The following is a 20,274-nucleotide window of genomic DNA, read 5'->3' on the forward strand; positions in this document are numbered from 1 at the left end:
AAAGTAAAGGAAAAGAAAAGAAAAAGTAAAGGAAGAGGAAAAGAAAAGTAAAAAAAAAGCAAAGAAAAAGCGAAAGGCAAATGCAAAAAGTAAAGGTAAAAATGCTAAGAAGAAAAATTGAGAAAAGAAAAGAAGGAAAGAAAAGGATAATGCAAAAAAGAAAGCGAGAACAAAACCCTAAAGGAAGAATAAAAATTGCAAAAACTAAAATTTTCCACCTAACAAAAAAGCCTTAAAACTAATGCTCTTTTAGTTTTAAGGCTTTTTTGCTACTAAATAGCAAAATTTAGTGTATTTAAACTTAGCAAATTGCTTAACTAGAAAACACCTCCAGTAAACCTAGAACAATCAAAACTCATTGGGGATTGCCTAGATTAAACTCCCATCAATTTTCAAAGCTAAGCATGGGGTTAAATGAGTTAATTTATTAAACGCATGTAACCTCATTAACAGCTAAGTGTGATTATTATAAGCCCTGTTAATTTATTTTGCAAGTGCTTTGCGCACACTAGTAAGCCCTAAAATTAAGAACTTTACCTAAAAAGGCACACAATTTGTCCGTATTTATCGCAGTTTAAGCAAGGGTAAATTTTTTACAAAATAGACAAAAAAATTTGCTAATTTTTTCTCTTCCGCGTAAAAGTAATATATTTTTTTCCTTTTGCTTAATTGCCTCTGGCAAAGATTTACCCCCCTTAAGAGGCTTTTTTTGTTAAAATAGACAAGATAAGTTTAACTTTATCTTCGCTTGTAAATTTATAAACTATCTCGATTAAGGAAAAAATCATATGACACGCATGGTATTTTGCCAGTATTTAAATAAAGAAGCTCCAGGTTTACCAGCTCAATTCTATCCAGGTGAAATTGGTAAACGTATTTTTGAAAATATCTCTGCTGAAGCTTGGGCAATTTGGTTAAAAAAACAAACCATGTTAGTAAATGAACACCACTACAACCTTATGAATCTTGAACACCGTAAAATCCTTGAACAAGCTATGGTTGATTTTTTATTCAACGGTAAAGATGTTACGGTTAAAGGTTATGTAGCTCCAGAAAAAGAAGAACAAGAGCAAGAACAAGGTGAAGGTCGCTTTAAAGCCCTGTAAAAAAATCTTTTTCCTTGTTACTTTAAATTTATATTTTCAGTAATATAATTCTTAGATTAAGGTAGCCTAAACCTCTATGTTTAGGCTTTTATAAGTTTATTTTTACAAATTCTAATGAAGAGTTTATTGGCAAAATCTAAATTATGGTTGGTTGGAACGGGCGTATGTATCTTTTTAGCTTCTTGTTCATCTAACCAAAGTCCAAGTAAAACTGCAGTTGCACCACCAGAGCAACAACTGCAATTTGACCGTTTTCTTCGTGACTTAAATAATAATCTTAACCACATCTGGGGGGTAGAAGAAATTATGTTCAACCCTACCGATATAGTTAAGTACTCTGATAATTGGAATACTAGGGCAGCTATTCACCTTGCAAGTGGTTTTATTCGCTTTGAAACCGTTAATGAAAACTACTACAATGCCCTAAAAACCGAAATTATCTATACCCTACTTATGGATACTAATCCAGAGTACGGCGTACTCTATGATACAAGTGTTCCTTTTTCGGGCGGACGCCCTTTCTTATCTAACCAGGTAGTTGATAACAACGGTAAACCTGTGTTAACCATGGCACAAGCTAATGCTTTTGCTACCTATTTACTTAATAATAAAATTTCGATTCGTACTTTAAAAAATGGTAAATTTGCTTACTATATTGACTTACCTATGATTAAAAACCACTTACAGGTAAGGGCAAAAGAATATAGTGACCTAGTTTACAAATACTCTAGCCAGTATGGCGTAGATCCAAAACTAATGTTTGCGATTATGGAAGTGGAATCGGCATTTAACCCTTATGCCGTTTCTTCGTCACGCGCTATAGGTCTAATGCAAATTGTGCCTCGTACGGCTGGGCTCGAAGTAAGTCGTTTCCAAGGCGTTGACCGTCAACCTACGGAAAAATTCCTCTTTAACCCAGATAACAATGTTCATTATGGGGCAGCCTATATTTACATTATGCAAACTCGCTACTTCCAAAATGTAAAAAATCCATTAAGTAGACGCTATCTCTTAATTGGTTCTTACAATGGTGGTCCAGGTGGTATGCTATCGGTATTTAGTAAAGACCGTAGCCGTGCTATAGATGTAATTAACCGCATGACCCCACAACAAGTATACAATGTTATTGCCAAAAATCACTATTCGGCAGAAACACGTCGTTACATTTGGAAAGTAACGCAAGCGTACAACAAGTATTAATAAAAAAAGCAGGAGTAAATTCCTGCTTTTTTTATTTACTTTATGGATTTTTTTGCTTAATGGTATTTTTATTATGCCCTTAGGACATTTTTTATATTCCCTTGAACATATATTTTGCTTTGCGGATATTTTTTATCTATCCTTTAGCTTTTTTCCTTGTTAAGCAACAAGTCTATGCACTTTTACTCGCAAAAACAGCTTCAAGATCCTTAGCTTGTAATTCGGCAAATAAAGTACCAAATTGTGAATCTAATTCTTTACTTAAATTCGAAGCATTAGCTACACCACGATCTTTGAGTTGCTTTTGTAGCATCTCCATATATAGATCGTTTACATCTTTTTCTGCTGACTCTAAGCCCATAGTTTGTTGGAAGTGTTCGCCCCAATCTTTTAAGGCAATTAACACTGGAACTAAACTAAAACCTAGAGGCGTTAAAGAATATTCTACTCGTGGTGGTACTTCAGGATAGATTTTACGATTTACTAACCCTTGTTTTACCATTTCTTTTAAAGTACTAGTTAAAACCTTTTGCGAAATACCATCAAGGCTGGCTAAAAGTTCACTATTACGTTTAGTAGAAACTAAAAGATCACGAATAATTAATAACTTCCAACGTGAAGCTATTACCGATACGGTTAAAGCAATTGGACAATGCGGTAACTTTTCTAATACTCCGCTTAATTTACTCATTTAAACCTCACTAGGAAAAATACTTATATACCTACCATTATACCCCATGCCTCCCTTTATGTCTATATTGTGAAACTTCGGCAAAAAAAAGCCAAGAATGAACTTCTTGGCTTGACTACACTATGAGCTATAAAATTTTTTTAGCTTGTTAAAATGTTTATATTAAGGTTTTTGCTTTAGAGTTTGCAATCAAACTTCTAAAGCGAGCTATGAATAAAATCTAAAAACTGTTTACTTGTTCTAGTTTTTAAAAAACTAGGCTTACTTTTTTATGTTGTTTTTTTCTCCTAGTTGGTTATTGCTATGTGGTTGTTTTGAATTTTATAAGTTTATGCACTTTATTTTACTTGCTTGTATTTTTTGTGATTTTTGTTGTTTTAATTAGTGTGTTTGTTATGTGCTTCCTCATGTTGTAGGTTGTACTTTACCTAATTGCTTTGCCTTTGATTTTTTTTTGAATTGAATTTTAGTTAGATGGTTTTAGCTTATATTTAACTTGCGTTTGGTTTTGTTTGGTGTCTTAAAAATCATAAGTTGGGGCAACTAGAACCAGATTAGATAATTATTTTATTTATAAGTTTAGCTTGGTTAAATTATCGGTAACTTATGTTGTTTAGTTCACTAACTTGAATTTATTTTTGTTTGTTGTTTTTGTTTGTTGCTTTTGTTGTGTGTTTTTTGTTTTGTGCCTTTTACTAAGGTTTTTTTAGCAAAAAAAAACAATTGCTAGCCCAGTTGTTTTTCCGCTTTTGCTAAAAGTACTTAGTACTTTTCAGTTACAATAAAGATATAGAGATTATTTTTGCGTTTTCAATGAATAAGTAATCACTCTACTAAGATAATTTTACAAACTCCTGATTTTTAAGTATAATTATTTTCGTTTTCTCTCTTTTTTCTTACTGACCAAGCCTAGAGATTCGTGCTTTGTGCGAAAAAAAACTAGCTAATTTTTTTTATTTAAGAGCAAGATTTTACTCAAGCGAGAAAAAACAAAAGAACTTACTAAACTCCTCACTTTAAAGTGATTTTTTCTCACAGTTATAATAAAATAAGTAACGTTCAAATCTTCTATTTACAACTTATTATGAAAGATTCATCAACAGCTCTTGAAGATATAGAGCGTTCAAACTTAGATTACGTTGATGAAGATAATGTTCATACTGCAAACAGACAATCTGCAAGCCTAGATACAGGTAAGGTTGGTTTTGAGGAAATTTCTCCTTTTCAACGCCAACTCCAAAGTCAATTGCCGCGTAGCTTTTACTTTTTTACCTTAATGTACTTTATCTGTATGTTTGCGGGCTTTGTTAATAATAGCTTTGCTCCAGCCATTGAGGCTCTTGCCGATGACTTTCAGGTAAAAGTAGCAGCTATTACCGCAATTATCTCGCTCTACACTATAGGGAATGGAGCGGGGCAGCTAATTTGGGGTCCAATTATGGATCGTTGGGGACGCAAACCTGTCATTCTCATTTGTGGCTATGTGGGGATTGCTCTCAACCTGTGGATTATGAATGCTAGCAGTTATAGTGAACTAGTTTTCATCCGGATTCTCCAGGGCTTAAGTTTTTCTGGTCTAGGAGTTATCCCAAGCATTATTATTCGTGACTGTTTTTCAGCAAAAAAATATGCTATCTATAGCTCGATTCTTTCGAGTCTCTTTGTTTTTACTCCTGTAATTGCCCCATTAATTGGAGCATGGATTTACCTCTACTTAGGTTGGCAAGCAATCTTTGGTATTCTTTCTATTGTTATTCTCATAGTATTAATTTTCTTTACGCAATACATGCCAGAAACTCTAGATCCTGAGAAAAGACAACCTATTCACATAGGTGCCATTGGAAAAAAATACCTTACTATTTTTCAAAGTCCACGTTCGCTAGGACTTATTGTTATTAATAGTATTTTTACCGTATCTACGGTAGTAATGCCAACTATGCTACCTATGGTTTACATAGTTGACTATCATGTAGATCCAGCTAACTTTGCTTACTTAGTCTTAATTAACACTTTAATTATGGCTCTCGGGTTAAATATTAACTCGCGTTTACTTAAATCTGGGGTTAATCCTGCTAAGATTTGGTTATGGGCAGCTATAATTCAAGCCCTGAGTACTCTAGTAAGCTTTTTTGTAATTTTCCATGGCATTAGCCTTCTTGGCGTAGTTATTGCTCTGGGGATAAGTGTATTTTTTACCTCTTTTATTATTGGCAATATGACTTGCCTCTTTTTCTTGGATTATAACAACATGATCGGCACAGCTAGCTCGATATTTGTTTCGACGCGTTTATGCTTTGCGGGTTTAGTTGTGGCTCTATTAGCCCATATTCCAAGTTTTAATGGAATCACTCTATTACTTATTAATGCTCTTACGATTATTCTGAGTGCCGTATTAATTGTTGTTTATTATCACCGTTATCGTCCTGATATTCGTGTAAAACAAAACTCAGATCATTTTGTTGAGCATCCAGATGACTAGGAACCTAAAGTTTTGCTAACTTTAGGTTCTTTTTTTGGGTTGTTTTGTCTTTAGGAGCATAGTTTTATGCTCCTTTTTTTTATTAAAAATCAGGCTCTATTTTTGCTATAATAAGGGGCATTAATTTTGTTGAAAGACAAGAAAATAACAAGATTTTAGGTCTAATTTATGAGCCAAGAAAAGAAAGACGAACAAACGACAACAAACCAAAGCGACTTCGTAGCTCATGCTCATTATGATGAGAAGGTTCAAGTTGATGATCAACTCGGGGCTTTGGAAGGGGATCATAGTCCCGAATTTGTCGATAAACAAGTAGCAAGATCTGTTGCTACACATGATTATACGGCGGGAATGTTAACTTCGAGTTCACTTGCGGGCACAGATTTTGATGCCCAAGAATATGCTAAGGTTAAAAAAATCGAAGATGCAGTAGACAATACCCAAGCAGAACAACAAGTACAAGCACAAGCTCGCAAAGCTAATGCCGTTGAGATTACTCCTAGTAGCAAATCGCAAGAAGCAGAGACTCCAGCTCATAAGGCAGATTCCAATGTTAAGCCTTTAGAGAAAGATCAACCTTCTACATCTAAGAAAAAAGCCGATCGTGGCGGCAAGGTAAACTTTGATGATGTATCTCCTCATCAACTCGAATTACAAAAGCGTTTACCTAAAACCATTTGGCTTATTTGCCTCATGGCTTTTCTTACCTTTTTCTCTGGTCTAGCAAATAACTCTTTTTCTCCTGCAATTAGTGCCATAGCTGCCGATTTTAATACTTCGGTTTCGCATATCCAGCAGATTATTGCTTACTATACTATAGGTATGGGGATAGGGCAGTTATTCTGGGGTCCATTTATGGATCGCTTTGGCAGACGCATCGTAATTATTATCTGTGCTTTTGCGGGCGTAGCAGTAAATACTTGGTTAATCTTTGCCCAAACTTTTACCGAACTACAATTTATTCGAATTTTCCAAGGAATGGTATTTACTGGCTTATCAATTTCCCCAAGGGTAATGTTAAGAGATATTTTCTCGCCAAGAAAATATATTCTCTATAACTCTTGGATAGTAACTATATTCCTCTTTGCTCCAGTAGTAGCTCCGGTATTAGGAGGTTGGATTTATATTACTGCGGGCTGGCACATGATCTTTATTTCTATTTCTGGTTTACTAATCTTAGCTTTTGCTTTATTTATGATTTTTATTCCAGAAACTATAGATCCAGCTAAGGTACAACCTTTTAAAATTAAAACCATTTTAAGTAACTATTGCTACATACTTACAACCCCAAACAGTTTATTCTTAATGTTAATAAACTCGCTATATACCATTACCATTGTAAGTTTCCCAACGCTTTTACCAGCAATTTACATGTATGATTATGGTATTAGCCCACACCTCTTTGGTTACTGTATGCTCGTAAATCTAGTATCCATTGCTATTGGCGTACAAATTAACCAACGCTTAATTACAGGTGGAGCTAACCCAGCTCTAGTATGGCGTAATGGAGCTATTTTACAGGCTCTATTTACCGTAGTTAACTTTGTGGTATGTTCATACTTTTTAGGCGTACCAGGAATAATGATTGCTCTTTTTGCCAACCTAGTGTTCAATGGTTTTCTTAATGGTAATCTCATTACCATTTACCTTCTTGACTATAGCAACATGGTAGGAACCGCAAACTCTTTATTAACTTCAAGTCGTCTGATCTTCGCTGGTTCAGTAGTAGCGTGGATCTCGCACTTTGATCGCCATAAAGGGGCAACTTTACTCTACACTAATGCAACGATAATTATTCTCTGTAGTATTCTTATCGTAACCTACTGTTTAATTTATCGTCCGCAAGATCGTGCAAAAAAGAATAATTAAAACTTAAGCCGCAAGTTATGCTTGCGGCTTTTCTTATGGAAAAAAATTAATGTTCTTTGTAAAGATAATAAGTGAGTTTTGTTTTAGCTTACAAAGTGAGTTTTGTTTGAGAGTGAAAAAGTAAGTTTTGTTTGGAATTTTCCTACTTGGACTTACATTTTTACCTTTCTTTTACTTAGTTATTTGCTCTTCTTTACTTACTTTTTTTCTTGGATGAGGGAATTGACTTATCTTTTTTTGTCTTTGCCTCTCTATTTTGCTTACTTTTTCACTTATCCTTGTCTTACTTTTTTGCTTACTTTTTCACTTATCCTTGCCTTACCTTTTTCCCTTACTTTAGCTTAGCTTTTTTCCCTTACTTTAGCTTAGCTTTTTTCTTTTACTTTAGCTTAGCTTTTTACCTCTCCTCGGATTAATTCACGCTCTTCTTATGCCTCTACCTTGCCTTGAGGCTTTTTCATGTACCTTTTTTTCTCCTAATTCTTAACTCCCTAACAAGGTTATTTGCCTTCTAAGAATTTGAAAATTAAGGCAAGGAAAATAAAATCAGCAAATAATTATCCCCATAATGCAAGCGAATGCGATATAATAAAGCTTGAATTTTTTTTAGTCAAACAATTGAGAGTAGAGATATATTGGCATTTTGGTTTTCCGAGAACCAGGTTAATATATTTTCCAAATAAGGGCTATTTTATATGGTAAAAATTGAAAAAATTGCCATCCTAACTTCAGGTGGTGATGCACCAGGGATGAACGCAGCAATTCGTGCCGTAACTCGTTACGCAAGAAAAATGGGAATCGAAGTATTTGGTGTTCGTGAAGGTTATTATGGTCTTTACCACGATGATCTAATTGAACTAGATTCTCGTTCTGTTGGTTTTATCCTTGAACGTGGGGGTACAATTTTAGGTTCTTCTCGTTTCCCTGAATTTAAGCAACCAGAAAACCGTGCTAAAGCTATTGAAAACTTAAAACGTCGCGGTATTCAAGCTCTTATTGTTATCGGTGGTGACGGTTCATACACAGGGGCAAAACTAATTACTGATGAATTAGATTTCCCATGTATTGGTTTACCAGGTACTATCGATAATGACATTCCTGGAACTGACTTTACTATCGGTTTCTACACTGCATTACAAACAGCTATCGACTCTATTGACCGTTTACGTGATACTTCATCTTCACACAGCCGTGTATCTTTAATTGAAGTAATGGGTCGTTTCTGTGGTGACTTAGCAGTTTATTCAACTATTGCTGGTGGTGGTCAATACCTCATCGTTCCTGAACGCGATTGGCACTTTGATGAAATTGTAGATAGCATTAAAGCTTCTACAGTTGAAGGTAAGCGTCACTGTTTAGTGGTAGTTGCAGAACACACTACTAATGTACAACAACTTGCTAAAGATATCGAAAGACACACAGGTCGTGAAACTCGTGCTACTATTTTAGGTCACATTCAACGTGGTGGTAGCCCTGTAGGCTTTGACCGTATTTTAGCAACGCGTATGGGTGTATTTGCCGTAGACCTATTACTCAAAGGGGAAAGAGGTCGTTGTGTAGGTATTCGTGATAACCAATTAGTGCATTACGATATTGTTGATGCAATTAATAACCAAAAACACGAATTCCCAGATGAATTATATGAAGTAGCCAAAAAAGTTGCTTAAGAAAAATTATGTCCTTAGCCTCAGGTTAAGGACTTTCTTTTTTTTGGCGATAATAAGTTGATTTTTCTAAAAAATCAAGTATTTAACTCTCGCATTAGTAGCACAAAATTTTAATTTGTCAAGACTTGCACAAGCAAGCTAACCCGAGTATAATAGAGGTATAGAAAGACTGGACGGTGCGTGAACCATAGATTCCCAGAGGCTATACTTATACTCTTGATCACGTCACTGTCATTCCTCAGTGCAAGCTCTCACTCCCTAGATTTACTCCCTGTTGCATAGTGGACTAAAGTGAGAGAAGCCAAGTAGCTGTTATACGTGGTCTTCTTATCACATTGGTTCTCAATGAACGATGGCTACGCCCGTTCGGCTTTCGTACTGAATTTATACTTAAGACCTTGCTTAGCAGGGCAAAAAAGACTCATCTTGCGATGGGTCTTTTTTTATTACTGTAAATTCCCACTATTAAATCTCACTTTTGCCCTCTAAGCAAAACGCCCTTTTCCCTCTATAATTTAATTAACAAGCATTTACAAAAATTGTCGCGCAATAATTGTTAGTAATAGATCCTATTCTTTTAGCTTTTAGCCCTTTCCTTGCAAAGGTAAAAACTCAAGGGCAAGAGTTAAAATTAGCCTTTTGCTTACAACAAGAAAAAGTATTCGGCTACTCTTGAATTAAATTCAATACTCATGTAAGTAATAAGCGGTTTATCAAAGCTTTATTATTTTTTATAATTTAATTAGATATCTTTATATCGTTAATCTGATTTGTAAGCTTAATTGATATGAGGTAGAGCCCCTACCTCTTTTTTTTCTTACAAGATTTTTCTCTCTTGACTTTTACCTGACAAATAGAGTATTTTAAATTTACCCCCTTAAAAATATTGGAGTTACTTATGCAAGCTGATGACAAAGTAAATGAACTTATAAAAGCTAAAGAACAAGATATAGAAGCATATATGCTCAACTATCTTGCTAATAACTTTGAGCACAACTTTAATAAATAATTTTACCTGAGTTTTAGTTATAGTTTGCTAGAAGCAAGTTATACCTAAGCCTCAAGTTTTTTTTTTCGGAGTTTTACTATGCCAAATCCCCAACATCTTGCCCTTGCTCCTCTGGCCTATTTTGCAGCCCGAGGTGAACTTATTGCTTTAGATTCAGCTATTAGCACGGCTCTCGAGGCTGGTTTTACTCCGTCGCAAATACAAGAAGTATTTCTGCACCAATATGCCTATGCAGGTTTTCCGCGGGCAATAAATGCCTTAAATACTTTAGATCAAGTTTTAGCTAATCAAGGCATAGCTTTACCAACTCCGCAAGGCAAGGCCTATGATCCGCAAGTAGATTACTATCAACTGGGCGAACAAGTTTTTCCAACTTTATTTAAAGTGCCCGTACCTACTTATTTACAAAACTTTGCGGGTATAGATGCAGCCCTTAAAGCTCATCTTTTTGGTTATCTTTTTAGTCGCCAAGAAATCTTACCAGCCTTAGAGCGCGAACTAATTACCGTTAGTACTCTAGCTGCCTTAGAAAATGTCCAACCTCAATTACGCGGACATTTATTTGCGGTAAAAAATCTCGGCTATAGCCAAGAACAAAGCCTAGCTTACTTTAGAAGCTTAGCAAGTATTAATCCTAAAGTTGCCACGCAAGCCAAAGAATTAATTCAACAAGTTTATGCCGAGGCAGCATAAAAAAAGAGTCGGAAATTTTCCCGACTCTTTTTTTTGTTGTTTAGTTATTTACTTTTCTTTGTAACGTAAAAGATCAATTATCTCTTGTTTTGCTCGCGACTTATAACGGTTTTGGGCAAAGTATAAATATAGTGGATCATAAGTTGGCACTATATCGGTAAAGAGCTCAACTAATTGCCCTGACGCAATTTCTTGGGCAAACTCATCTCTAAAACCCCATAAAATACACTTATGCTCTAAAGCTGCACGTTTAAGTAGACCATAATTATTACTTCTAATACGATAGTTTAATTGCGGACTTACAATGCGTTGATTTTGAATGAATTCCCAGTTTAATAATTGGCGTTTGGTTCCTAAACACACAGCTCCCAGAACATGGTTATTAAGATCACTCACACTTTCAGGCGTACCATGTTTAGCTAAGTATTCTGGACTCGCCACCATCGCTATTTGCAGAGGTGGAGTTAGTTGCACTGCTACCATACCTTGGGCTAATGCCTCGCCTAGTCTTACACCAAAATCATAGCCATGCTCAATAATATCAATAAAATTAGAGTCACAATAAAACTCAAAGTTCAACTGTGGATTATCAGCCATATATTGGGCAAGTTTAGGGTAAAGAACATAGTTACAAATGTTTTCTGAGGCATTGAATCTAATGGTACCGCTAACTTTAGAATCACTGCGTTCTAACTCTTCGAGTTGCTGTTCAATACTGCTATATAAGGGCTCAAGGCTGTCAAACAGCTGTTGCCCAGCTTCGGTGCACGAAACACTACGCGTACTGCGATTTAAGAGTTTAGTTTGGAGACGTTTTTCGAGATTGGTAATCCCATGCGAAACGGCTGAGGTGGTAATATTGAGAATTTTGGCTGTAGCGGTAAAGCCACCTGATTTTACTACCACCAAAAACAAATATAAGTCATTAAAATTCTTTAACATTGTCCTACTTAAAAGTTAAAAAAAGTAGACCTAATAAGGCCTACTTTTATTTTTTCATCATCTTACTTAGTAACCTAAGATTACTAGCGGTAATTGCCTTATAATTCTGTATTTTTATTATAGTTTAAGCACAGAATCATGGCAAATGTTTTAGTTCTTTATTTCTCGACGTCTTACATGCCAATTTGCTAGACGACGATAAATATAGGCTAAGAGGAAAAAGCAAGTTTGCATTACCACTATAGTTGGACCGGTTGCTATATTCAGAATATAACTTAAACTTAAGCCCATATAACTCGAAAGTAAGTTAGTTACTATCCCCAAGATAATTACTCGGCTTAAACGCTTACTAATTAATTGTGCTGTTACTGCTGGGAGAACTAAATAAGAAATGGTTAAAAGAATCCCAATTGCTTGTAACGAAGCAATTATTGTCAGCGTTAAAATAACCAGCATGAGGTTATTAAAGCGTTTATAGCCTATGCCAAGAATCTTAAATTGCAGAGGATCAAAAGTAAAGAGAATAATATCTCTAAACTTAAAGATAGCAAAGAGTAAAACAATAATACTGATTACCAGTAATTCGTAATAATCGCTTTCTTCTACGCCTAGTAAATTCCCAAAGAGAATATGGGTAATATGCGACTCAGTTTTTACAAAACTTAAAAGCAGTAAACCTAGAGCAAAAAAGCACGAGTAGCACATTCCTAGAGCGGCATCGGCTTTTAAGCGCGAGTTATGCAAAATAAAGTTCGTTAAGTAAAAACAAAGTAGCCCCGTACTAAAGGCTCCGATGGTCATAGCCATGGGAATATGCAAGAGCGAACCTAAAACTACGCCTGGAAATACTGAATTCGATAAGCCCATGCCCAGCATGGCCCAGTTTTTATTAACCACAACTACTGAAACTATTGCCGTTGAAAAAGACACTAGAATACTTGTAATTATGGCAACACGATAAAACTCATAGTTTAAAGGATCGATAAAGTTATCATAGAAAAACTCAAACATTATAATCCCCCCTTAGCTAAGCTCCGAGCTTTACGTTTTAACTGCAGGGCACGCAGATAATACTGGCTAAAGAATACAAGTAAGAAAAGAGCAAACTGCATGGTAATAATAGTTGCCCCGGTAGTTAAGTGGTAATGGTAAGAAATAAATAAACCAATTACTCCCGTAACTACACTAAAAACACTAGAAATCCAGAGCATTTTTACCATATTAGTAGTAAGAACATAGGCAATCGAACCTGGTACTATTACTAGGGAAACTACCAATAAAGTCCCTACCGAACGTAATGAGCTCATAATGGTAATGGCAATGAGAATGTAAAAGACATACTCAAAAATTCTTACTCTTAAGCCAATAATTTGCGCAAAAACCTTATCAAAGAAGATTAAGGCTATAGTACGCCAGCAAGTAAAAATTATCAGGAAAATTAGCCCTGCAATAATACCCAGACCTATTACATTAGCAGTGGTTAAGCCTACCATTTTACCAAAGAGAATCTCATTAATACGAATGCCAGGAGGATGAAGGTAGTAGAGTAAAAAGCCGATTCCCATAAACGAACTGGTTACATAAGCTAAGGTCGTTTGTTCATGGAAATTAGTGTGATTACGAAAATAGTTAATCACAAAGGTCACTACCAACGACATGGCAAAAATACCTATGGCAATATTAAAATCAAAAAAGATGGCAATAATAATTCCAGGTAACACCCCATGCGATAGGGCATCCCCAAATAATGACCAACCTTTAAGAATTAAAAAGGGCGACACTATACCACAAGCAAAACAAATAAAGATTACACCCAGTAATGAGTTAATCATGAACTGGTATTGTAAGGGCTCGAGAACTAAAGAGTAAAGATAATCTATCATCTGTACCCCCTAGTTTTTTACCACAGCTGGATTAAAGGTAGCTTCAATATTTGCCGAGTTGAAGACTTCAGATGTTTTACCAAAAAAGAGAACTGTGCGATAAATCATTAAAGTTTTATCACAATAATCAGTTATACGCTCTAGGTTGTGAGTAGAAATTAAAATCGTTTTACCTTCTTGAGCTAACTCAGGAAGAAGACGAATAATCTGATCTTCGGTTTTTATGTCTACTCCCGTAAAAGGTTCATCAAGAAGAATAATCTGGGCTTGTTGGGCTAAAGCACGAGCAATAAAGACACGCTTTTTCTGCCCCCCTGATAATTCCCCAATTTGCCTTTTTAAGAGGGGTTCAATTTGCATACGTTGGGCAACCTGCTGGACAATTGCCTTGTCTTCAGCTTTAGCATGACGCATGAAATTCATTTTGGCATAACGCCCTTGCATAATTACCTCATAGACACTAATGGGGAAGTCGTAGTCTATAGCATCTATTTGTGGCACATAGGCAATTAAATTATCTTGAATAGCTTGAGCAACAGGCTTGCCACTTACTAAAATTTTACCTGTTGTCACTTTTTCTAAATTGAGAATTGATTTAAACAGCGTTGACTTACCTGAACCATTCATGCCGATTAAAGCGCAAACACTACCTGATTCGAGGTTAAAATTTACGTCTATTAGCGCCTGATGTCCATTAGGATAGATAAGGTTTAAATCCTGAACAGCAATTGCATAAGTCATAAGAATATTACTCCGCCTCCAGAGGCAAAGGCTACTCCCTTATGAAAAATGGACACACTAAGGGTGCTAACAGTAAAGAACAAATGGTGAAGCAAATAATTGAAGGAAAAGAAAGTCTGAAAATAGGCTTGATACCACAAAATTATTTGGGTTTTATTAAATAATTAATAAAATCAATCACCGTATTTTCAAATTACTGGAAGAAACTCTTGCGGGTTGGAAAGAGAGATACAGGCGTGAGTTCCCGACCTAGCAACAAACTAGGGAGAACTTGAGATAATTGGCATGCCCGTACAACGGCTCATTCCTCTTTTTCATCAGGTAGTAGAACCTAAGCTCTGACTGCTTGATTAGTGGTCCTAAAACAGAACCGGTTAGACTAACAATCTAGATAAGCTAAGCACAGAAAAATACGAAAAACCTACTTAGTTACGACTAAATTGCGGAAGACAAATCTAAAATTAAGTTATACTCAATTCTCAGGGACAAACTAAGAGTTAAGCTAATGCCAAACTTAGACTTGGACTAAGTAAAAGAACTCTTAAGGTTACATAAAGGTGAGACTTATTACTTAGTAATGGAATTACCCATATAAACATACTTTATACCATTTGCAAGGACTTTGCAAGCTTTTAAGGTAAACTTTTTATTTCTATTATGTAATACCTAAAAACTCGCCTAATTTAGGCGAGTAATTTTTTAGACAAAAATCTATTGTTACACAAAAATTGTGACTATTAACTCAGGGGAATTAATTTTTTTTGTTCAACACTTGAGAGATTCGGGAAGCAAGAAAAGGATTTTTTAGTTTAATAGGAGATAATGGATTAAGTTAATCACTAATTTAAATAATTAACCTATAACCAAGCAAGGGTTAATTAAAGGTTAATTAAGGGGTAATTAAGGAGTAATTTTTTTCTGTATTATTACTTATTTTTTTACTTCTTTATATTTATAGGGTAATTATTTTTACCTTTTTTTAGCCTAAATAGGCTCAAATATCCTCGTATTTTCGTATATTTTTAAATAAATTAAAATGTTTTTAAAAATAATTTGACAAATAGACGTAAATATATGCTAGAATAAAGTTATAACCAAAACAAAATAAAAAATTAAAACAAAGCAAAAATAAAAATCTATAAACTTAGCAAAACAGATCTAACAGGCATGATACAGGCAGCAAGCTTGTTATTTTTTTACTCCAGATAAATATAGACGTCTTTTCTATAAAAATTAAAAGTAACTCCTTTTATAAACAGATAATCATAATTGGCAAAATAAAAAACTCTCAAAAACTTTTTCGTTTCTTACTTATTTTTTAATTGGCATCCTATAAAACTTTTTAACAACTCTTAGATTAAGATTTTCAATCAATAAAACAATAAACTTTTTAAGGACTAGATATATGACAAAATCACATGCTCCATTCCGTGCTGATCACGTAGGTTCGTTTTTACGCCCACAAGTATTAGTTGAAGCAAGAGAAAAATTCAATGCTGGACAGTTAACTCGCGAAGAATTAACTGCAATTGAAGACCAAGCGATTAGGGACTTAGTAGCTAAGCAAAAAGAACTTGGCTTAAAAAACTTAACAGATGGTGAGTTCCGTCGCGCATATTGGCATTTAGACTTTTTCTGGGGACTAAACGGCGTAGAACATACTCAAGCTCAAACGGGATATGTTTTTAACTCTACGGTGACTAAAGCTGACTCAGCTGAGTTATCTGGTAAAGTTAGTGGCGAAAACCATCCTTTTGTTGAGCACTTTAAATTCCTACATAGTTTAGCCGATGAGGAGCATGTAGCTCGTCAAACCATTCCTGCTCCAGCTCAACTTTATTTTGAGTTAATTCGTGATCCTCAGCATGTAGAAAATCTTTATAGTCACTATGAAACTAAAGAAGAACTTTTTGCTGACCTAGCAAAAGCTTATAAACAAGTGATTGATGATTTATACGCTGCAGGTTGTCGCAATCTTCAACTTGATGATTGTACATGGGGAGCTATTGTAGATGATCAACTTCTTGGTCGCATTGCTGGTGATCCAAGCAAAGCTCAAGAATTACGTGATACTCTAAAACAAGAATTCCTTGCGGTAAACAATCTTCTCTTACAACAACCTTGGCCAGAAGACCTAGTAATTAATACTCATGTTTGTCGTGGAAACTTCCAATCAGACTGGGCAGCTCAAGGTGGTTACAACACTGTAGCAGACACTCTTTTTGCTAAAGAAGATGTTGACGGCTACTACTTAGAATTTGATACTGAACGTGCAGGTGACTTTAGTCCTTTAGCACAATTACCAGAAGGTAAAAAAGTTGTATTAGGTTTAGTTACTTCTAAAACACCAACGCTTGAAGATAAAGAAGCGATTAAACAAAGAATTCAGCAAGCTAGCGAATATGTTCCATTAGACAATCTTTACTTAAGTTGTCAGTGTGGCTTTGCTTCTACGGAAGAAGGTAACAAACTGACTGAAGAAGAGCAATGGAATAAAATTCGCCTCATCAATGAGATTGCCGCTGAGGTATGGGCAGAACATAAGTAATGCTCTCCAATTTGATACTCTAAAAAGTGATTCCTTTTCTATGTAATGCGAATGCCCTTCGGGGCATTTTTTTATGATAAAAGTCTGAAACTAGAAAACAAAAAATCCGCAGGGGACAACCTCTGCGGATTAATTGCTTTATAAATCATTTACAAATTTATTTAAGAGGCATAGCTCAAATTTAGAGCAACTTAAACAAACATTCTTTGTACAAGAGCTTTTTTGAGTTTTTTATGCTGATCAAGAGATCTTTGGTAGGCTGAGATCAATTGGTCTACTTCAGTAAGGAAATTTCCGATCTTTTGTTGCTCTTCTAATGAAGGTGTATAAATTTCGAAACTTAAAAAATCAGATTCTGAAATCCTTTTAGCTTTTCTACCACCATTTCCAAACTTGAGTTTTGAATTTATAAATGACTCTCTACCTATATTTTCTAATAAGAATTTAGAATCGATATTTTTGATATCAAATGAAGGTACGTCTTTAGTAGTTATTCTTCCATTAAATTCAGGTGGAATTATTGCTATGGCTCTATTAAAGAAATCTAACTTACCGTAAATTAACTGACCTGCTTTTCTTTTATAGTATTGAGTATTGGATTTAGGGTCAATGTTATATCTTGAAGAAGGAACCACGCCTTTTAATTGAAGCTTTACTGTAATAAGCTGATCTATAGATTGTAATTTGACTTTTTCTTGTTTAGGAACTTTTAAGAACTTTGATAAGGTTGAAGATAACCATTTTCCTGAGAAACCACTAAATCTTAATCTAGGATAAGAAGGGCTATTAGTAAATAATTGAAAAGTTAAAGCCTCTTTAAGATCTTTGGTAACTGTTAAGGTTTTTTCTAGATGATTGATTTTTTTATCAATCTCTTTAAAGAAGTTACCTACTTTTTGTTGTTCATCTAGACTAGGTAATTTACAAGTATGAGCTAGTAGTACTTTAGGTTTAACTGCTTGACGTTCATATACTGTACCTTCTTGAAACATAAGAAGTCTTTGAAGGAAGTCATAACGAGTAATTGAGTTTATAATAAAAAAATTATTGTGCTTTTTACTTACTTCAAACGTAACATAAATTGGTGAAAATACTGCAGTTCCATAAAGATTTAAAGCTATAGCTCCAAATTTCAAATTAGCCGGATTATAGACAAGATCACCAAAGTAAGTTACCTTATATTTTTTTGCTACTTTATCACCAACAACAAGAGCCTCACGATCATATCTCTCTGTTTTTGGCGTTACTCCCTTTTCCACAGTAAACGAAACTAAAGGAAAATTCTCATCTTGAACTCGCTGTTCATTTCTTTCTTTTAGCACTTCTGAAAGATAAAAACTCTTCCATTTACCTGTAAACTCAGGAAACCTTAATTCTGGCTCATCTACTTTTTTACTAACTGTAGTTTTAGTAGATATTAAAGAATTTAAAGATTTTTCTTGAGATGCTACCTGATTATAAATCTCTAGATAGAGGTCACTGTATTTTTGCTCAGCAGGATCAGTTGGAATACTTAATCTTAATACCCCTAACTTTCTATTATCTCCTGCTATCACTTTATCTGCAAACGTGCTCCTAAGGCCAAGAACACTATTTACATGGGTACTATAAAGTTTACTTCCAAGGAAAGATAAAGTATTATCTTTAACATTCCTAGATAAGTATTCTTTAGAGTATCCTGAGACCCCATTATCTATATCTTCTAATGATTGGAACGGATATATATATAGGGGCTAAAATAGTGTTGGCTTTAGGCACTGTAAGCACCTGTCCTTGGGTAGTTTTTATGAAGAACTCCTTCATTTTTTCTATTACCCAAGGTCCACTATACCCAGTAAAACTAGGTAAAGTACCCTGTATAATCTGTTTTGTCATAATAATTTCTTAAGTTTTGAGACTATAGCTCTTTTGAGCTCTTTTTTTATAAGTAACAATAGTAAATATTATAACCGAAATAAATATCATTAATACAGAAAACGCCTCTTTAATTCTTTCTGCAATATAAATAAGTCCCCAACACAAAGTGTTGAGGACTTTTATGTAAAGATTAAACAAACATCCTTTGTACAAGAGCTTGTTTGAGTTTTTTATGATTCTCTAAAGTAACTTCATAAGTAGAAATTAGATTATTAATGTCCGTAAATAAGCAATTTAACTTTTGGAGTTCTTCAATTTCTTCTGGGTAAGATATCACTATTTGTTTTAGCGTCCCCATGCTAACTCTTGGTATATTTGCTCTTGTCGCATGTCTATAAACTATTTTGTTTAACATTTCAGCAATACTAACACAAGAATACCCTCTACTAGAGATCATAATTCCACAATGTATGCTTGCTTGAAACTTACCTTCTCTATATTTTACATCTCCAGCATACTCACCATCAGTTGTCCAAGTAATTGAATTTTCAAATGAATAAGTATCAAAATAGCCACAAATACCATTATTAGAAGTTTTGGAACTATAAACAGGATACCTAAATTCTTCAGTCTTTTCTTGACTTAACCTTGAAATATTATCTATCCTTCCAATCTTAAAGTCATCAAATATAGAGTCAAGCTCTCCTTTTTTCCAATACTTATTAAAACCAGAGAACCTTAATTCTGGTTGTGAATTATTTTGTACAACTAATAGCTTAGAAATTAAGGTTCGTTTTAGTTCTTTTGATTTAGATAAGGCATTTTGTAGACTATTAATTTTATTGTCAACGTCTTTAAAGAAGCTACCTATTCTTTGTTGTTCTCTTTCTTCAGGTAAGTAAAAGTGCAGATCAGTAAGCATATCAAGAACTATATATGGAATAACACCAACTCTAGATTCCATTTTAATTTTCTTATCTAGAGGCTTATTTATTACATTAAATAGAAAACCACGATCTGCTTTAAAATCTTGCAATACATATGTTCGTTGATAAGCATTAAACTTTCCATCAACTAACTGCATAAAACCAATTGAACCATTACCCGCAATAGTTATCGCAGGTCCTTCAAATGCATATGAATTTGTTTTTAAAACTTTAATACCACAGGTATAAAAGTTATACTTACCATTTTCATCAGCTTCATTTAAGTTAACCTTACCAGTCGTAATTCTTACAAGATCTCCTAGTTTAGTCCTATTCCAGTCTTTACTAAATCCAGCAAACCTTAATTGAGGTTGGTTACTTGTTTTCTTAACCGAACTTTTAATGGGGGTTGTAAAGGTATTTATTTCCTCTACTTGTTCAGCAGGATTTATTGAAGTGTATAATCTTAATTCATCTAACTTAAGATAAACATTTCCTGCTGCAGCTATATGCTTAAACTTATTTAAAGTCTTAGCTATAGCTTTATCTGCAAACGTGTTCTTAAAGCCAAGAACACTATTTACATGGCTACTATAAAGTTTACTTCCAAGGAAAGATAAAGTACTATTTGTAACATTCCTAAATAAGTATTCTTTAGAGTAT

General features: G+C 34.5%; 16 protein-coding genes. 9 read left to right on the forward strand and 7 right to left on the reverse strand.

The genetic code is table 11. The features are described from left to right. The first annotated feature begins 80 nt into the window (after window positions 1-80). The 3 genes from CJP74_RS08065 (at window position 81) to CJP74_RS02070 (ending at window position 2,306) form a co-directional block, all read left to right on the forward strand. Entirely contained in the window at window positions 81-236 is a 156-nt protein-coding gene (locus CJP74_RS08065; RefSeq protein WP_222986842.1) for a hypothetical protein, read from the forward strand. Between the two features lie 552 nt (window positions 237-788). Then, window positions 789-1,106, forward strand: coding sequence for an oxidative damage protection protein (locus CJP74_RS02065; protein ID WP_119496621.1), 318 nt, complete (start codon window positions 789-791; stop codon window positions 1,104-1,106). 126 nt (window positions 1,107-1,232) lie between these two features. Continuing rightward, the gene (locus tag CJP74_RS02070) at window positions 1,233-2,306 is read left to right on the forward strand and encodes a murein transglycosylase domain-containing protein (protein WP_222986844.1); all 1,074 of its coding nucleotides are present in this window, start codon (window positions 1,233-1,235) and stop codon (window positions 2,304-2,306) included. A gap of 172 nt (window positions 2,307-2,478) precedes the next feature. Here CJP74_RS02070 and CJP74_RS02075 read toward each other — a convergent pair whose 3' ends face one another. Next, complete coding sequence (locus CJP74_RS02075) at window positions 2,479-2,997, reverse strand: winged helix-turn-helix transcriptional regulator (RefSeq protein ID WP_119496623.1); 519 nt, start codon at window positions 2,995-2,997, stop codon at window positions 2,479-2,481. A 1,084-nt stretch (window positions 2,998-4,081) separates the two neighbouring features. Between CJP74_RS02075 and CJP74_RS02080 the strand changes: the two genes are divergently transcribed. The 4 genes from CJP74_RS02080 (at window position 4,082) to CJP74_RS02095 (ending at window position 10,714) form a co-directional block, all read left to right on the forward strand. Next, window positions 4,082-5,476: an MFS transporter gene (locus CJP74_RS02080; RefSeq protein ID WP_119496624.1), complete on the forward strand. Its 1,395-nt coding sequence runs from the start codon at window positions 4,082-4,084 to the stop codon at window positions 5,474-5,476. A gap of 168 nt (window positions 5,477-5,644) precedes the next feature. Then, entirely contained in the window at window positions 5,645-7,345 is a 1,701-nt protein-coding gene (locus CJP74_RS02085) for a multidrug effflux MFS transporter (protein WP_119496625.1), read from the forward strand. A gap of 695 nt (window positions 7,346-8,040) precedes the next feature. Then, window positions 8,041-9,012, forward strand: coding sequence for a 6-phosphofructokinase (gene pfkA, locus CJP74_RS02090; RefSeq protein WP_119496626.1), 972 nt, complete (start codon window positions 8,041-8,043; stop codon window positions 9,010-9,012). 1,087 nt (window positions 9,013-10,099) lie between these two features. Continuing rightward, entirely contained in the window at window positions 10,100-10,714 is a 615-nt protein-coding gene (locus tag CJP74_RS02095) for a carboxymuconolactone decarboxylase family protein (protein WP_119496627.1), read from the forward strand. 48 nt (window positions 10,715-10,762) lie between these two features. On the opposite strand, the gene CJP74_RS02100 is transcribed toward CJP74_RS02095, so the two are convergent. The 4 genes from CJP74_RS02100 to CJP74_RS02115 form a co-directional block, all read right to left on the reverse strand. Then, window positions 10,763-11,656, reverse strand: a complete 894-nt coding sequence (locus CJP74_RS02100) for a LysR family transcriptional regulator (protein ID WP_119496628.1) — start codon at window positions 11,654-11,656, stop codon at window positions 10,763-10,765. 150 nt (window positions 11,657-11,806) lie between these two features. After that, window positions 11,807-12,667 (reverse strand): metal ABC transporter permease, encoded by an 861-nt coding sequence (locus CJP74_RS02105; protein ID WP_119496629.1) that lies wholly within the window; start codon window positions 12,665-12,667, stop codon window positions 11,807-11,809. Next, entirely contained in the window at window positions 12,667-13,539 is an 873-nt protein-coding gene (locus CJP74_RS02110; protein ID WP_119496630.1) for a metal ABC transporter permease, read from the reverse strand. The genes CJP74_RS02105 and CJP74_RS02110 overlap by 1 nt, the downstream gene beginning before the upstream one ends. Window positions 13,540-13,548: 9 nt before the next feature. Then, on the reverse strand, window positions 13,549-14,280 hold the full coding sequence (locus CJP74_RS02115) for a metal ABC transporter ATP-binding protein (RefSeq protein ID WP_119496631.1): 732 nt from the start codon (window positions 14,278-14,280) through the stop codon (window positions 13,549-13,551). A gap of 41 nt (window positions 14,281-14,321) precedes the next feature. Here CJP74_RS02115 and CJP74_RS08280 point away from each other — a divergent pair, with 41 nt between their 5' ends. Together CJP74_RS08280 and CJP74_RS02120 are read left to right on the forward strand one after the other, a co-directional pair. Then, window positions 14,322-14,444, forward strand: a complete 123-nt coding sequence (locus CJP74_RS08280; protein ID WP_282432508.1) for a hypothetical protein — start codon at window positions 14,322-14,324, stop codon at window positions 14,442-14,444. Window positions 14,445-15,685: 1,241 nt separating this feature from the next. After that, window positions 15,686-16,828: a 5-methyltetrahydropteroyltriglutamate--homocysteine S-methyltransferase gene (locus tag CJP74_RS02120; protein ID WP_119496632.1), complete on the forward strand. Its 1,143-nt coding sequence runs from the start codon at window positions 15,686-15,688 to the stop codon at window positions 16,826-16,828. Window positions 16,829-17,019: 191 nt separating this feature from the next. On the opposite strand, the gene CJP74_RS02125 is transcribed toward CJP74_RS02120, so the two are convergent. Beyond that, window positions 17,020-18,384: a restriction endonuclease subunit S gene (locus tag CJP74_RS02125; protein WP_119496633.1), complete on the reverse strand. Its 1,365-nt coding sequence runs from the start codon at window positions 18,382-18,384 to the stop codon at window positions 17,020-17,022. 491 nt (window positions 18,385-18,875) lie between these two features. After that, window positions 18,876-20,274: restriction endonuclease subunit S (locus tag CJP74_RS02135; protein WP_119496635.1), on the reverse strand; the 1,399-nt coding region annotated here is incomplete at its 5' end.

The sequence above is a fragment of the Psittacicella melopsittaci genome, from assembly GCF_003585925.1.
In the GTDB taxonomy this organism is placed as follows: domain Bacteria; phylum Pseudomonadota; class Gammaproteobacteria; order Enterobacterales; family Psittacicellaceae; genus Psittacicella; species Psittacicella melopsittaci.

Bases quoted from the DNA above. Each gene is read 5' to 3' on its own strand.
- CJP74_RS08065 (WP_222986842.1), top strand. From the start codon at position 81: ATGCAAAAAGTAAAGGTAAAAATGCTAAGAAGAAAAATTGAGAAAAGA.
- CJP74_RS02065 (WP_119496621.1), top strand. From the start codon at position 789: ATGACACGCATGGTATTTTGCCAGTATTTAAATAAAGAAGCTCCAGGT.
- CJP74_RS02075 (WP_119496623.1), bottom strand. From the start codon at position 2,997: ATGAGTAAATTAAGCGGAGTATTAGAAAAGTTACCGCATTGTCCAATT.
- CJP74_RS02080 (WP_119496624.1), top strand. From the start codon at position 4,082: ATGAAAGATTCATCAACAGCTCTTGAAGATATAGAGCGTTCAAACTTA.
- CJP74_RS02085 (WP_119496625.1), top strand. From the start codon at position 5,645: ATGAGCCAAGAAAAGAAAGACGAACAAACGACAACAAACCAAAGCGAC.
- pfkA (WP_119496626.1), top strand. From the start codon at position 8,041: ATGGTAAAAATTGAAAAAATTGCCATCCTAACTTCAGGTGGTGATGCA.
- CJP74_RS02095 (WP_119496627.1), top strand. From the start codon at position 10,100: ATGCCAAATCCCCAACATCTTGCCCTTGCTCCTCTGGCCTATTTTGCA.
- CJP74_RS02100 (WP_119496628.1), bottom strand. From the start codon at position 11,656: ATGTTAAAGAATTTTAATGACTTATATTTGTTTTTGGTGGTAGTAAAA.
- CJP74_RS02105 (WP_119496629.1), bottom strand. From the start codon at position 12,667: ATGTTTGAGTTTTTCTATGATAACTTTATCGATCCTTTAAACTATGAG.
- CJP74_RS02110 (WP_119496630.1), bottom strand. From the start codon at position 13,539: ATGATAGATTATCTTTACTCTTTAGTTCTCGAGCCCTTACAATACCAG.
- CJP74_RS02115 (WP_119496631.1), bottom strand. From the start codon at position 14,280: ATGACTTATGCAATTGCTGTTCAGGATTTAAACCTTATCTATCCTAAT.
- CJP74_RS08280 (WP_282432508.1), top strand. From the start codon at position 14,322: ATGAAAAATGGACACACTAAGGGTGCTAACAGTAAAGAACAAATGGTG.
- CJP74_RS02120 (WP_119496632.1), top strand. From the start codon at position 15,686: ATGACAAAATCACATGCTCCATTCCGTGCTGATCACGTAGGTTCGTTT.